Annotated in this window: 11 protein-coding genes and 1 pseudogene; 6 read left to right on the top strand and 6 right to left on the bottom strand. The window is 38.0% G+C overall.

Going from position 1 to position 14716, the window contains the following annotated elements:
- Positions 1 to 158 precede the first annotated feature (158 nt).
- The 3 genes and pseudogenes from PL11201_RS26150 to PL11201_RS17040 all read left to right on the top strand — a co-directional run.
- Positions 159 to 242 (top strand): annotated as a pseudogene (locus PL11201_RS26150) (IS1 family transposase); the annotation flags it as partial.
- A gap of 267 nt (positions 243 to 509) precedes the next feature.
- Entirely contained in the window at positions 510 to 716 is a 207-nt protein-coding gene (locus PL11201_RS17045) for a hypothetical protein (RefSeq protein WP_079680095.1), read from the top strand.
- A gap of 148 nt (positions 717 to 864) precedes the next feature.
- Positions 865 to 1149, top strand: a complete 285-nt coding sequence (locus PL11201_RS17040) for a Nif11-like leader peptide family RiPP precursor (RefSeq protein ID WP_079680094.1) — start codon at positions 865 to 867, stop codon at positions 1147 to 1149.
- Positions 1150 to 1293: 144 nt separating this feature from the next.
- Here the strand turns inward: PL11201_RS17040 and PL11201_RS17035 are convergent, their stop codons facing one another.
- From PL11201_RS17035 to PL11201_RS26865, 5 genes are all read right to left on the bottom strand, one after another.
- Positions 1294 to 3921, bottom strand: coding sequence for an NHLP bacteriocin export ABC transporter permease/ATPase subunit (locus PL11201_RS17035; RefSeq protein WP_200816801.1), 2628 nt, complete (start codon positions 3919 to 3921; stop codon positions 1294 to 1296).
- A 9-nt stretch (positions 3922 to 3930) separates the two neighbouring features.
- A complete protein-coding gene (locus tag PL11201_RS17030; RefSeq protein WP_079680093.1) occupies positions 3931 to 6135 on the bottom strand; it encodes an NHLP family bacteriocin export ABC transporter peptidase/permease/ATPase subunit in 2205 nt (734 codons plus the stop codon).
- A gap of 34 nt (positions 6136 to 6169) precedes the next feature.
- The gene (locus tag PL11201_RS17025) at positions 6170 to 7792 is read right to left on the bottom strand and encodes an NHLP bacteriocin system secretion protein (protein ID WP_079680092.1); all 1623 of its coding nucleotides are present in this window, start codon (positions 7790 to 7792) and stop codon (positions 6170 to 6172) included.
- A gap of 398 nt (positions 7793 to 8190) precedes the next feature.
- Positions 8191 to 8355 carry a hypothetical protein gene (locus PL11201_RS26870; protein ID WP_200816800.1) on the bottom strand — a complete coding sequence of 55 codons (165 nt, stop codon included), beginning with the start codon at positions 8353 to 8355 and terminating at the stop codon, positions 8191 to 8193.
- Positions 8356 to 8358: 3 nt separating this feature from the next.
- Complete coding sequence (locus PL11201_RS26865; protein ID WP_200816799.1) at positions 8359 to 8469, bottom strand: Tn3 family transposase; 111 nt, start codon at positions 8467 to 8469, stop codon at positions 8359 to 8361.
- A gap of 50 nt (positions 8470 to 8519) precedes the next feature.
- Between PL11201_RS26865 and PL11201_RS17010 the strand changes: the two genes are divergently transcribed.
- The 3 genes from PL11201_RS17010 (at position 8520) to PL11201_RS17000 (ending at position 11438) form a co-directional block, all read left to right on the top strand.
- On the top strand, positions 8520 to 8720 hold the full coding sequence (locus PL11201_RS17010) for a double zinc ribbon domain-containing protein (RefSeq protein ID WP_339394366.1): 201 nt from the start codon (positions 8520 to 8522) through the stop codon (positions 8718 to 8720).
- A 503-nt stretch (positions 8721 to 9223) separates the two neighbouring features.
- Positions 9224 to 10522: a ferredoxin reductase domain-containing protein gene (locus PL11201_RS17005; RefSeq protein WP_079680089.1), complete on the top strand. Its 1299-nt coding sequence runs from the start codon at positions 9224 to 9226 to the stop codon at positions 10520 to 10522.
- Positions 10523 to 10817: 295 nt separating this feature from the next.
- The gene (locus PL11201_RS17000) at positions 10818 to 11438 is read left to right on the top strand and encodes a tyrosine-type recombinase/integrase (protein WP_079680088.1); all 621 of its coding nucleotides are present in this window, start codon (positions 10818 to 10820) and stop codon (positions 11436 to 11438) included.
- Here the strand turns inward: PL11201_RS17000 and PL11201_RS16995 are convergent.
- Positions 11435 to 14413, bottom strand: a complete 2979-nt coding sequence (locus tag PL11201_RS16995) for a Tn3 family transposase (RefSeq protein ID WP_079680087.1) — start codon at positions 14411 to 14413, stop codon at positions 11435 to 11437. The genes PL11201_RS17000 and PL11201_RS16995 overlap by 4 nt on opposite strands.
- Positions 14414 to 14716: the final 303 nt, after the last annotated feature.

The raw sequence follows: 14716 nt of genomic DNA, 5'->3' as shown, positions 1-14716 counted from the left end.
CATTGGAAATTAGGTAGTGATAAATATGTAGTGATAGCCAATATTAATGATTATAATTATCTTTTATTTTTGTGTCTATTCCCGAAGAATGGAGCGGGTGGAGAGGAGATCGCTTGATAGACGACGCGATCGCTAGTTGATGTCAACTAAAAAATCTTTTGGTCATAAAAACTCTGTCTTTTTCTAAAAAACTCGAAAATAATATCGGAGCTATGTGGAATTTTATTCACTGTTATAATTGAGATGCGATCGCATCTCAATTATAACATCACTACATATTTATCACTACCAAGCAATTTCATGAAATTGCTTGGTTAGGATCAGCTTTAAGGATTATTTTAGCTGAAAAAGAATAATTTTATGAACAAAAGTTTTTTGTAGCGTTTGAGAAAATTTTAGCGTCAATTCATCCAACTCCTGCATAAACGGTATTGAGTTCTACCCATTAGATCAACAGAAGGGTCACAACCTTTCTAGAAAAAACACTTGTCTATTCAAGGAAATCAATCATGAAAACGAATAATTCACTTGTTCAACCTGGATCAACACCGATCTCACAATTAACGATTAATGAGGCGGACAACGCAATAGATCAAGAATTAAACGATTCTGAACTAGATGAGATCGCAGGTGGTCTGTTTAATTTGCAAACTTACCTCAAGTTTCGGGGAATTGACCTAACCAGCACGCCAATTAAACTGATCCCGCTTAATTAAGCTATCGTTAAGCATTTCCCTAAATTCTGTCGTTTTATCCCCTTGGGAACCGCAGGATTTAGGGAAATATGAACTTCAGAAATAGGCTTTTTAGGAATCCCAGATTCTGATCACGTGATCCCACAAAAATTCATGAGGAGAAAATACAATGTCTAGTGCAACTCTCAATCAGTTTTATCAAGAATTTATGCCTGATCCGGCTTTGAAACAGCACTTTCAATCGGTCAAGAGCCGAGAAGAAATCGTCAATATGGGAGTTGATTTAAGCCAAGAAAAGGGCTACAATTTTATTTCGCAAAAAGTGGAAGGCTGCCTCAACGCCCATAGTTCTAACGGAGATAATGGTGAATTAAAAGATGAAGAATTAGAAGCCGTTTCAGGAGGTTTATTCTATTACGACTACAACGGTTCTTGGAGCCAAAGATGGCGATAGGAATACTAAGCACTTCTAGCCACTAGAGTGTTCTATAAATCGGGAAGACAAAGAGCATTTCTAACTGTTTCTTTGTCTCCCACCTGCTTAAAAAGGTAGGAATAGATAGCACACCTTAAATTTAAGGGTTTCATATTATAATTTCTATTCTAACTGTCGCGCTACTAATCGAGCAAATAGTCCGTTTTGATTCATCAATTCTTCAAACGTACCTACCTCTACTAATCGACCCGCTTCAATCACATAAATCCGATCCGCTTTACGAATGGTACTCAGACGGTGAGCAATTACAATTCTAGTCGCATTCAACTGATTTAAACTTTCAGAAACAATCGCTTGCGTGTGATGATCTAATGCACTTGTTGCTTCATCCAATAACACAATTTTAGGTTTCAAAACCAGCGCACGAGCAATTAATAAACGCTGTTTTTGTCCTCCCGAAAGATTCGTTCCACCCTCGCTAATAACCGTGTGCATTCCCATCGGCATTTGTTCAATATCAGCTGCTAACCCTGCCATTCGTGCAGATTCCCAAGCTTCATCTAAGGTAACTAATGCCCCACAGGTAATATTATCAAAGATTGAACCAGAGCTAATTCGACCGTTTTGTAAGACCACTCCTAACTGTCGTCGAACCGCTTGAACATTTAATTTCGCTAAATCTTGATTATTATAATAAATCATACCCCTTTCAGAAGTTTCAAAGCCTAATAATAGACGAAATAATGTTGATTTCCCACTTCCTGATGGGCCAACAATGGCAATAAATTCCCCTGGTTCCACCTGAATACTAACATCGTTGAGAATTAAAGGCTGATCTTCTCGATAACGAAAACTAACCTGATCTAAAACAATTTTACCCGTTAATTGACCGGGATCTAATTTTGTTAAATCAATTTCCGATTTCCCTTGTAAAATCGGTTTAGCACGTTCCCATAACGGCACAATCCCTAACACATCAGTTAGAGTATTACTTAAGTCAGTGACACCTGAAATAAAAATCCCAAATGCAGCATTAAATGCTAAAAATATACCCAGATTTAAACGACTATTGCCTATTAATAGAATTGCAAACCCAAAAATTAACATTGAACTGAGTAAAGGGAAGATTTCATTAAAAACGGAAATTCGATCATTAATGCGTTTAATATTGGCAGTGAATTGAATACGCTGACTATATTTTTTTGCCCAAACTGCAAACGCACGTTCTTCTGCTGCGGCAACTCGTAGTTTTGAGACTCCATTAATCAGTTCTACGGTCAGTCCGTTAATTGCTCCATCGGCAGTTTCTTGTCGTCGCTCTTGACGAATTAAAAGTGCGCTGGATACTCCTGTAATTATCACATTGATTAGGGTTAAACCGATTCCTAGTAAAGCCATTTGCCAACTATAAAACCACATTAATCCTAAATTTAACAGGGAAAATACTGCATTTAAAAGGGTACGTTGGGTTGCACCACTGATTAACTGACGAATTTGACTCACTGCCATTAATCGTGTTAATAGATCCCCTGATGAATAGTTGCGAAAAAAGGCGGGTTTTAACTTCAGTAACCGATCCCAAACCGCAGGTTGTAACGCGCTATCAGCCCCATTCTCGACTCGTAATGATAGAATAGCTTGGGCAAGACTAAAAGCCGATCTGCCAATTGTCGCGGCTACTAAAATCAATCCAATTTGTCCTAATAAAAGGCGATCGCTATCAGGAATGGCAGAATTAACTAAAATCGCTGTTGCTTGAGGTGTTACCATCCCTAATAGGGTGGCAAAAATTCCTAACATAATAATTGTAATTAGATTTTTTTCATAACCTTTGATGCCAAATTGAAATAATTCAACCCCATGATGAATAATCGGGGGTAACGGTCGATAAAATACAAAAAATTCTGGTGAAAGGGTTTGTGCAACGGCTTTTGTAACTCGTTTTTTAGTTCGTTTAATTGGATCAAATAAAATATAATAATTTCCAGGATTCGGTAATAATGCAACTGGCGTTTTATCGGAGGAAGTATATGCTAATAAAGGCCCATATTCCTGTTTCCACCAATCTCCGGTCAGTACAACTCGACGTGTCCGAAATTGAGAAGAATTTGCGATTGCATCTAACGGATCTTGAACCCGATTTAGGATTTCAGATTGAGCAGGAGGATGGATAGTAATTCCCATCGCTCGACCCACTGCACCAGAAGCAATGAGCAAGGGTGTTCCTTCTGCAAAACATTCAGTTTTGTGCGGCTCTAATACTCCTGTTAACGCTTCTAAAGCCGCTTCTCTGACTTGTCGATTTAGATGTTCGCGTTCCTGAAATCGTTGAAATTTTTCTTGTTTTTTCTGAATTTCTGCTAAGATTAAATAATCTAATAAAATATCATGAAATTGAGTCATTTTTGATAAGGAAATTTTGAAATTCTGGCAATCTAGAAAAAAATCCTGAATTCCTAACTCTTGCCAATGCTTTATCCAATTAGATAAAAGAGTAAAATTAGAGTGATCGCCTGCTTGAATTCGGGTGATAAAATCATTAATATTGAGAGAAGTTACTTCGGTTTCTTCCACTGAAATCGCCAGAAGTCCCCGTCTCTCTTTTGGAGTTGCACCGAATAAGGCTTCCCCAGCATGAACGCTAAACAAATATCGACGACTTCCCAAAGGTTCATTTCCTTCAAAAAGAGTTGTAAACACCGCTAAAGAACCGGATTTAACGAGCCATATTGTTTGCGGATTATCCAATAATAGGGGTTGATTCCCTTGAATTTTATTCAAATTAACCATTGCTTTTTCTCATCCTTCCATTGTGCGAATTAAACGAGCATAAGTGCCATCTTGCTGACATAATTGTTGATGAGTTCCCTGTTGCACAACCTTCCCGGCTTCGAGGACAATAATTTCATCACAATCCCGAATTGTACTTAAGCGATGAGCGATAATAATACAAGAACAACCCCGTCGTCGGAGGTTATGATCAATAATTAATTCTGTTTCTGCATCTAAGGCACTGGTGGCTTCATCTAACACTAAAATAGCCGGATTTCTGACTAACGCTCTGGCGATTTCTAAACGTTGTCGCTGTCCGCCACTGAGGTTTATTCCCCCTTCTTTTAAAACAGCATCATATCCCCCTGGAAGACTTAAGATCAGGTCGTGAATGGCTGCATCTATACAAGATTGGATTAAATCAATTTCCGGTACCGTTGCATCCCATAATGTTAGATTTTCCCGCACAGTTCCCGCAAACAAAAAGATATCTTGCTCTATCATTGCGAGGGAATTAGCAAGAATAGAACGGGGATAATGCGATCGCAAAACACCATCCAATAAAATTTGTCCTTCCCAATGGGTATAAAGTCCTGTTACTAGCTTCGCAAGGGTTGATTTTCCAGAACCACTCGCACCCACTAAGGCGACTTTTTGACCGGGTTTTAAACTGAAATTCAAATTTTCAATTAAAGGCAAATCTAAGTGATTATAACCAAAGCTAACATTACGAAATTCTACATATCCTTCAAGTTGAAATGAATCTTGATTAAGTCTAAAAAATTGAGAATTGTTTTCCCTTTCAACTTCTGAATCAACCGGATTTTGCAACACATCATCTAGTCGGTTTAAATCCGCTTCTAACTCCTGTAGGGTACTACCAAAGTTAACTAGATTATTAACAGGCATTAAAAATTGCTGGGTTAGATTTTGATAAGCAACTAACATCCCAATACTTAAGCTTCCATTCATGACTCGTAAACCCCCTACGATTAAAATACAGGTTGTGGCTAAAGCCGTTAAAAATGTAGGTAATATCGATAGAATTTGGGTGGGTAATACTAAGGCTTGTTGAGCATTAAGCATTTTTGCATAGTATCCAGCAAATTTAGAAAATAAATCGAATTCTAAACCACTCGCTTTAACAGTTTCAATGGCTTGAATTCCACCGACTGCAACACCAACGACTTTTCCCGTTTCTTGTGTCAGTCTAGTATTAATATCAACGCGACTACGGGATAAAAACTGCAAAGCGAAGAAGTTCAATGCTGCAAAAACAATCGCTATACTGGTCAATAATCTATCATAAAAAAACATAATAATAATATAGAATATCATCATAAAACTATCAATTACGGTTGTTGCAAGTTTTCCAGATAAAACATCTGCAACTTTATCGTTTAATTGAGTCCGGTTACTAATTTCTCCGGCAAACCTTTGGGCATAAAAGTCTACAGGTAAGCAGAGAATATGCCATAGAAACTGTCCTGACATAAAAACCGAAAGTTTCAGTAAAATTCGTTGCAGATAAAAGAGTTGAAATTGAGCAAGTAAACCTTGTGTAATGGCAGTTAATAACATTCCGAAAATCAAAGGGCGTAACCAATCAATGCGATTTTCAACCAGGATTTCATCCACAAAAATTTGGCTAAATGCAGGAATCGCTAAACGGGGGATTGTCAGGAATAATCCAGCTAATAAACTATATAAAACAGCCCCAATAGAAGATTTTAACCGAGAGCTTAAAGCCGTGAATATGCTTTGTTTTTTGCCAATTTTTTTAAATTCAGATCCAGGCTCAAGTCTTAAAACGACACCTGTGTAAGCTTGTCTAAATTCTTCTAGGGAAACGGTTCTTCTTCCTGAAGCAGGATCATTAAGAAAAACGCGATTTTTTCCAAATCCTTCTACAACCAAAAAATGATTAAAATTCCAAAATATTATATAGGGAGGAGGAACATCTTTTAGAAATTCAACATTTTTTTTGAAGCCTTTAGCATTTAATCCATATAATCGCGCTGCTTTTAAAATATTAGAAGCTTTACTGCCATCCCGTGAAATCCCACACTCGCGTCGCAGTTCAATTAAAGGGACAATACACCCATAATAACTCAGAATAATTCCTAAAGCCGCTGCACCACATTCCACCGCTTCCATTTGCAAAAGAATGGGAGTGCGAACTGGACGAAGTTGATGTTTTTGCAATAATTTAGAAATAAAAGCAATAGTCATTGATAATAATTTTTGATAGTTGGTTGTTGACTGATTACTGATAAATTCCTGTCCAGGATCTAAACATTGGGATCATATAAGAAATGGGTGCAGCTTGTCCAATTTTGACTCGAACTTGGGCGGTTGTTCCGGCAGAAATTTTTAAAGATGGCCCTTTTGAAGACGACCATTTATAACCACTAACATTACTTTGATCGGCTTCTAATTCAACAAAAACCTGTACAAGAGCAGCATGATTAGCAACACGTTCAGCAAGATTATTTGCCAAATTTTCGTTACCAATTAATACAGACATTTCTTGTTTAGTGACGGGGAAAGGTGAAACTTGCGTAACTTTCCCAATCATTCCACCGTAGCGCTCGCGCTTAACAACACTGGGGGTGACTTGTACGGTCATCCCAGGCTGAATTTGTTTACCATCTTTATCTGAAAAATAAACAACAGCAACCATTTTTTTATTTGGGTTTTCGGCTTCCAATGACCCTAACGGATTTCCTACATTAACAAATTGACCGGAAACTGAACTCAGTTCTAATACTCGACCTTCATATTGACTCATCACTTTGCTATCTTTTGCTAATTGCAGTTCTAGCTGGGCAACTTTCCGTTTAACCTCATCAATTTGATTGGTTTTATCAATCTCATTATCTAAATTTTCTTGAGCAAGTTTAGCTTTTCGAGTCTCAATCTCTTTAATTTTTGTTTTGATTTTGTCAATATTATTCAAGCTTTGCAGATATTCTCGTTCAGCATTCATTTTTTCAACTTGAACCTGTTGAATACTATTTTTGATTTCATTCACCTGATTAAGATTTTGTAATAATTCCCGTTCAGTATTCGTTTTTTGAACGTCGATTTCCTTCAATTGTGTTTCAATATCGGACACTTGGGTTTCAGCATCCAACAGTTCTCGCCTTGCTTGTAATAACACATCTTCACTAATTGCTTTATCGACTTCAAACAGATGACGACGGTTTTCATAGCGTTGTAGAAGTGCTTCTAACATCGAACTAATTTTTTCTTTTCGCTGGACTAAATTTTGACGTTTTTGCTCCAGTGCAGCGAGGGTTTGTTGGTGTAGCAAGGGTGCAATTTTTTCTCGTTCTAAGCTTTCTTCAAAACTGTGGCGTTTTTGCTCCAGTGCGACGAGAGTTTGCTGATGAAGGGTTGGCATAACGGATTCTCTGCGGAGACTTGCTTTCAGGTCTACCTGCTGCTGCTCAAGGGTTTTTAATTCGAGTTCGATTTGTTGTTTTCGTAGGCGATCGCTATTTTGATTTTGCCATTGAAGTTGTGCTAATTTAGCTTTTTCTTGCTCTAATTCTTGCTTGAGATTGGATTGGTCAATCGTGGCAATTTCCTGCCCTTTTTTAATCACATCTCCCGGCTCAACTTTAAGATGTAAAAGTTGACCTGCGCTGGGTGCTTGAAACTGCACAATATGGCGGGGTCGAATCAATACCCCTTGACCTGTAACATTCAGAGGAATCCGCCCAACTACGCTCCAAGTCCCCGCAACAATCAACAAAAAACCAATAGCACCCAGAGGCAACCAAGCTCTGGGGTTAACCACCTGCATCATTTGGTCGAGTCGCTCCGGTGAAGATAAGCGCTCAAGTACTTCTTGAGTGAACAGTTTATTTTCTTTGGTCTGCATCCGCTCGTCCTTTTAAATTGAAGAAAAATTGGTTCCTGAGTCTGTCCCTTCTATGTAATGGGTAAGGGGTTGGTGGATTTATGCAGTTCGTGAGCAAATTAATTCGTTAATAGGGCAGGTAAAGCGCTTGAACTCACAGAATTGCTATTCAGCCCGGTTAAGTTTCTTAGCTGGCAACAAAAGTTCTGTTCCAAACAAATCGTTTCTAAAGTTCCAAGCTTCTGTAAAGTTTTTTCCGGTTTTTAGGACATAACCTAACCCAATACTATTTGCAGAAATACCGTTATTTATGAGGTATTTAACAAAGTTAAAGGAACCTCTCCTTTCCAATCCCGTTAGGCACTGAGCCGAGATTTGTGTAAAAAAGTGCAAGATAAACCTCTAAAGCCTTATCCGGTCTAGGTTTCGAGTAAAGAAAGTGGTAGAGGAATAGCCTGTTCACAGGGTTGAGGAATATTCTTCCAATCCACCACATAATCCCCGTAGCACTTGATATGTCGGGTCAAGTAGGGACTCAGAGTTGCTGATAGTTCACGGCTAACGTGGACACCTTCAGCACTCAACTGCTACACAACCAAATAAATATCCACCGCATTCTGGAGAATCACCGCACTGGCTACCAAGTCGAGATACTTCACTCGCTTTTCTTGTTCGCTAGGGTCATTTTCCGTAATCACCCCATCCTTATGCTCTCAGTAAGGGAATACCAGTTGTTGCTACAACGTCCTTGAAGTTTTGTCCCTTGTGTTGGACTCCTGGGACTACACCTGATCCCCTGTGGACTAATTCTCGCGCTCAATTCTGCTGCTTGTGCGGCACTCAACTGGTTAGTCGGTGTCCGAGTTGCTCCGAACCCATATCTTCAATGAAGTTTCGCTTCTGCCCTTTTTGTGGCTGTTGTTATAAACCCCAAGCCAAGGCTATATAAGGCTTTCGCGATTTATCTTGCACTTTTTTACACGAATCTCGGCTCAATGCCTTTAGATAATTAACTCAAAAATTTACTCAATCTCAGATCTAACTTTCAAAATCTGAAAGGCAAATTTTTATTCGATGGAAATTTACAATAGAGATAACATAAGAGTCCGAAATTAAGCCGGATTTTTGTTAAGCGAATTGAACTTATATTTGTTATTAATCATCGACAATACAGCCTCGTACCCAGCCAAAAGTATAGGTTGTTTCCAAAACTAAAAGACAGTTTAAAACTCAACTTCAGAACAGGAATATTTTAGAATTCTACTCTTACGATTGAACCAGTTTGCATAAAAATGATTGCCACCTATCAAAGTTTTGAGTTTGAATAGCTCTTTTAAATTGCTTAGGCTGTAAAGCAATTGAATTTAGTTACCTAAAGTTTCTCACCTCACTTTTTGGGAATAAAGGTTAATTGTCATTCCTTAACACCGTTTACCTTTACCTGAGTAAGTTATGATTAGAGCTTCTTTGTACATTCCTCAAAAATTTAAGGCTCAAGTTCGATTTTTTGCTAATAAGAGCTTTAATATGCACCACTTTTGGTGGATTGTTATTTCGAGCGTTAACATTTTAGTTTTGTGTAGTGTCCATAATAAAATTCTGAATGCAACCCTAACAATGGGTAATCTTTGCCTTGCTGTTTTAGTTAGAAATGAAGTCATTTTACATTTCCTCTATAATTTTGCCGTTGAGTCATCTAAAGTTTTTGAGAAAACGAAATATTATATAAATACGAGCGTTCATTATATTGGTGGGGTTCATGCTTCAGCCGCAACTTGGAGTTTTATTTGGCTTTGTCTTGACTATGATCAGCAGTTTAAGAGTTCTAATAAAGGGATACTTTTAACAACGGCTTCTGTGTTAATAATCTTAATGCTAGTGATGATTTTAACAGCAATACCATTGTTTCGAGAATATTTTCACAATAGCTTTGAGAAAATTCACCGTTATGTAGGATGGAGTTGCCTTGCTATTCTAAATTTTTATCTGGTGCTGTCTTGGTTTATCTCTAATAACCAACGAATTTCTGTTAGTGACTTTTTTACTGATCCCATTTTTTTGATGCTTTGGTTAATAACAGGAAGTATCATATTACCTTGGGTGACTGTACAGCGCTTTGATAATTTTATAATCTGTTGTTCTTCTCCCAAGGTAGCTATCTTAACAATTCCAGGTGAAGCTAATCTTGGCACATTTGCACGCATTAGTACAGACTTTATTGAATGGCATTCATTTTCAGTAGCAGGAACAAGTTTTAACCCCCAAACGGGTCAATCCCAAATTCAGCTAATTATTGGCTCTGCTGGTGATTGGACTCGAAATTTAATTGAAAAAGTTCAGGCTGGCTCATTTCCTAAATATCTTTGGGTGCGGAGAGTTAAGCCACCGGGTTTCATGTTTTCAATTAATGCTTATTCACGAGTCGTCGTTGTGGCAACTGGAGCCGGAATTGCACCTGTTTTACTTTATCTTGAAAAAACAGATAAAGTCTACATTCTATGGATTGGAAACAATCATCAAACAACTTATGGTAAAAAAATTTGGTCATTAATTTCAAAACATCCTCATCTAAAAATATATGATACAGGAGTATTGGGCAGACCCAATGTAAGTGACTTAACGATTCAAGCTGCCAAAGAGTTTCGCGCTCAAGCTGTATTTTGTGTCTCTAATCGGGCGATTACTAAATCTGTTGTCAGTGCGTGTTTAGACAAAAAAATTCATGCCTATGGCGCAAGTTGGGATTCTTAGATGGGCTTACATATTTTATTTAACGAAGATTGCTCTGTGTTCTAGGGGAAAGTACAAATCTTTTAATACTGATTTTCCAACACTTTCTCATCAGGAACCAGTTGATATCCCTCTTCTGTCAGTCTCGGCGTAAATAGAAGGTTCGTGTCACCAGGTGCAGCCTTGTAAAGTTTTGTAAAAATGACCCATTTTGGGGGCGAAATTGATAAGAAATACAAATGATAACTTTGCCTAGTTTGTCTCCTTCTAGGCAAAGTACAATGAAAATATAAACCCCAGCATGAGGACTTGACCCATGCTATCTATCACTATCCAACATCCATTTTCGGCAAAGATATTTTCTCGAAATACTCCCCCATCAAAAAAATCATCTCAGAGGGAAAGAGAATATCTGCGGCCATCAGAAGTCAACGCCATGATTAGTGCCGCTCAAAAAGTAGGTCGTCATGGTGTTAGAGATGGAGCCATCATTTTATTGATGTTTCGTCACGGATTAAGAACTGCCGAATTAGTGGCTTTGAAATGGTCGCAAATAGATTTAGGAGGAGGTTATATAGAGATACATCGTGTCAAAAATGGTCATGACAGCATACATCCTCTGCGTTCTCCCGAATTAAGAGCTTTGCGTCAAATTCAAAGAGATTACCCCGATTCGAGTTACGTTTTCGTATCCGAACGCAAAGCACCTTTATCAACCCGTTCAATCCGTAATATCATAGCGAGATCTGGAGAAATTGCTCAAATCGCTTTTCCGGTTCATCCTCATCAACTACGTCATGCTTGTGGCTACTATTTAGCTGCCCAAGGTCATGATACCAGAGCAATTCAAGACTATTTAGGACATAAGAATATACACCACACAGTTCGTTATACTCAAATGTCACCGCAAAGATTTGAAAAGTTCTGGAGAGATTAAGCAACCAGTTGTTGTGTCAAACCAGCAATTCTCTCGTTGAGATCAATCTTAAATGTACCATAAGGATTTACATGACTGAAAATCAAAGGAGTAATTGCTCTTTTATCGACTTCAGTTAACTTATGCTGCCAATGCTCCTGCTCCAGTACACTCTGAATCATCAAAGTATTCACATAGACCAAACATATCTGCAAAAGATGCAAAGATAAAACCGATAACTCCTGACTTTCCAAGCGATTAGAAGCAAATTCTCCACCCTTGCCGTAGAAGATAAAATCATTAACCCCATTCCATCTTTCCACTACATTTAATCCTTCATTAACTTCTCGCCGTACCTCTGCTGAGTCAAGGTACTGACACAAGAAAATCGTTTTTATCACTCGACCCAATTCCAATAATGCCAGATAAGTAGGATGCTTAAAGGGATTTTTACTAAAACGTTTGAGAATTGACTCTGTTTCAGCCGTTCCCAACTTTAAAGCAGTAGTAAACTTCACCATTTGGTCATACTGTTGACGAATCAAATCCCAGTTAATAGGACGAGTTAGAATCGGTTGTAGATTAGGGTAAGCATCACTTTGTCCAACGTGAGGACGATATAACTTTTGTACTTTAATTCGTTTCAATCTGGGCATTAACTGAAATCCCAATAAGTGAGTAAAGGCAAACGCCACTTCACTTTGACCATGACTATCAACATAATTTTTCTGCACATTCATATTAGTACAGTGGCGTAAAACCCCTTCAATCATCGCCGCCACCTCACTACTAGAACAAGTTTTGAGTTGGGAATAAATACAGGTAGATTTCTTCTCGACGTGCCAATAAATCATGACTCCTCGACCCCCATAACGAAGATGATACTGGGTTAGAAGATTCTGATCCCATGCGCCAAAATGTTTGCTATCACTGGCACAGGTAGTAGTTCCTTCTCCCCAAATCTGAGGTAAGCGAATAGAGAAGATAGCATTAATAACATCACCAATTGCACTGCGTAACTGGTCTTTGTGAATATACCGACGCCGTACATAAAGTAAATCTTGATAGTTTTCGCCATTAATACCTGTATTAATTCTCTTTAATCCTGTATTAGTTCCCATGCCATAAAGACACAGTAATAATCGCTTTTGTAGTGTTTCTCGGTCTATAATCTCTCTCGTACCCATACTTGTGAAGTTATGGGTAAAATCTACTCTTAAATCCGTTTCCTTGAGAATGTCTAAAAGACTGGTATGCTCCCAAATTTTGTTAATTTCTCCCTTGAGTTGTTTCAGATTAATGGGTTCAGGTGCAGGGTCTATAGGGCTAAGTCTAATAAAACTTTGACCTTTCTTCCCGATAATAGTAACATCTGGGTTATTGGGCATTCCTTTATCTAATTTTTCTAGCCCCTGTACCATTTGTTCTTGTAAGTTTGAGATAAAGGTTTCTACATTTAATGGAAGGCTTAAAGCCTGATAGTAGACTTGACGGTGTTGTTCAAAATCCGTAGGTAAATCATGATCTGGATTACCATAACGAAATGCTCCTACTACCCAAATTTCTTTACAACTGAGTCTTTCTCTCAAAGCTTGTAAAACGCTAATTTCGTAGTTAATTCGATTAATTCTATCTTTGCCATCAGAATCTTTTTCTAAGAGAATTTCTTTCCAACCACTTTTGAGGACTCCATCAATTGGTATAGTTTCTCCATTGTCATAATATCGGGATTTACTTTGAGCATATTTTTTGAGTAGCTCTAATGCTTGAATTACAGGGCGATGAATGTCATTATTAGAACAAAATTCTAAGACTTCTAATAGTTGAGGAATTAGCCGTCGATAGTGACTCGCAAAAGAAGAACGCATTACGGTATGTACTCTTTGACGATAAGCTGTACCAGTTGCTTTATATTCAGCTACTAAATCTCTAAGAGTTTTTTGAGAAACTACAGGATATATAACTTTTTCAATAACTCCCGCAGGTTCAGCTACAGCTACTTCAGCAATGCGAAATAAAATATTAGTTTTTCCGGTTACTTCTTTAAAATCTGAGACTAATTCTTTGTTGATTCGCCTTTCGGCTCTTGTCCCAATTCGTTGAATAATTGATATTAGTAATTCGATGAGATTATCAGTAATTTCTTGAGCGCGTTGAACACAAAATGCTGCCATGAGAGTATAGCGAATTGCTGGGGGATGTTGTCGTAAAAGGTAAGGAGTTTCTGTAGCTGCCCGATAACGGTAGGTTTTAATTAGTTTGGGTGATATTCTTTCAAATAAGTCAAGGGATAAACCAATACTGCGAATCCGTTTGAGCTTTTCGATTTCAGTTAAGAAACTTTCTAAGCCCACTGGCCCTGGATCTGTTTTGAGAAAGGCAAACTCGGAAGTTCTTAGCTTCAGAGAATCCTGTTTGTCTTCTGTATTCTCCGAATGTTCTGTGGTTAAGAGAATATCAATTTCAGCCAGATTTTCCTCTGATAGTTTAGAAAATGTTTGATAGCAGAAGTCACTTTCATACTGACTGATAGCACTACGAATCAAGCGCTCAATTCTTCCTGATGTGGGCGGTTCGATTTGTAATTCTCTCCATCTTTGATAGACACTTTCAACGAGTGATTCCAACTTTTGGTCATGAGGTAATACTTCTTTAATGAGCCAGTCGCTCATTTCTACTGAATCTTGGACGGTAGCTACTCTAAAATTAAATAAACGACGAATTTCAACACGATAAACTTTTGCGGTTCGTCCTTGCCAATCATAATCTGAGTATAAGCTTTCAGGAATTTTGAGTTGATTTGCTATGTAAGAGATAATAATTTGGGGAATAGACGATTTTTCGTCAGGAAAGCAGGTAAAAATCTGGAAATGTTTTAAGAACAAAGCAAACCCAATCTGATTCCCGCCGACTTTGTTTCTGACTAATTCTAATTCTGTTGGCAGAAGTGTCCAGTTTTCAATTAGTTCTTCTGTATCCCAATTTGGCTTGACCATTCATCTTCTTCCCATCGTTTGAAAGCCTGAGTATTTCTCAAGCGAGTGTATGAGCCAAGATTGTTGCACTATGAGAAATTAATCAACCATGTATAGTTCAGGCTATTTGTCAAATGTTTAAAAAAAGGTATATTTGAAAAACTTATAGATTAGGGACAAAAAGGAAGCTAAGAGAGAAAAGTTATTCAGAGGCTGGAATCCTTATATATCAAGTATTATAGCCACAGGCTGCACCTGGTGACACGAACCTTCTATTTACGCCGTCTCCTAGAAGTAAAATTAGAAAATAAACCACATGGGTAG

Origin of the sequence: Planktothrix sp. PCC 11201 (assembly GCF_900009135.1) — a bacterium.
GTDB lineage: Bacteria > Cyanobacteriota > Cyanobacteriia > Cyanobacteriales > Microcoleaceae > Planktothrix.
Note: the sequence above shows the minus strand (reverse complement) of the source record. Positions and strands in the feature narration are given on the sequence as shown.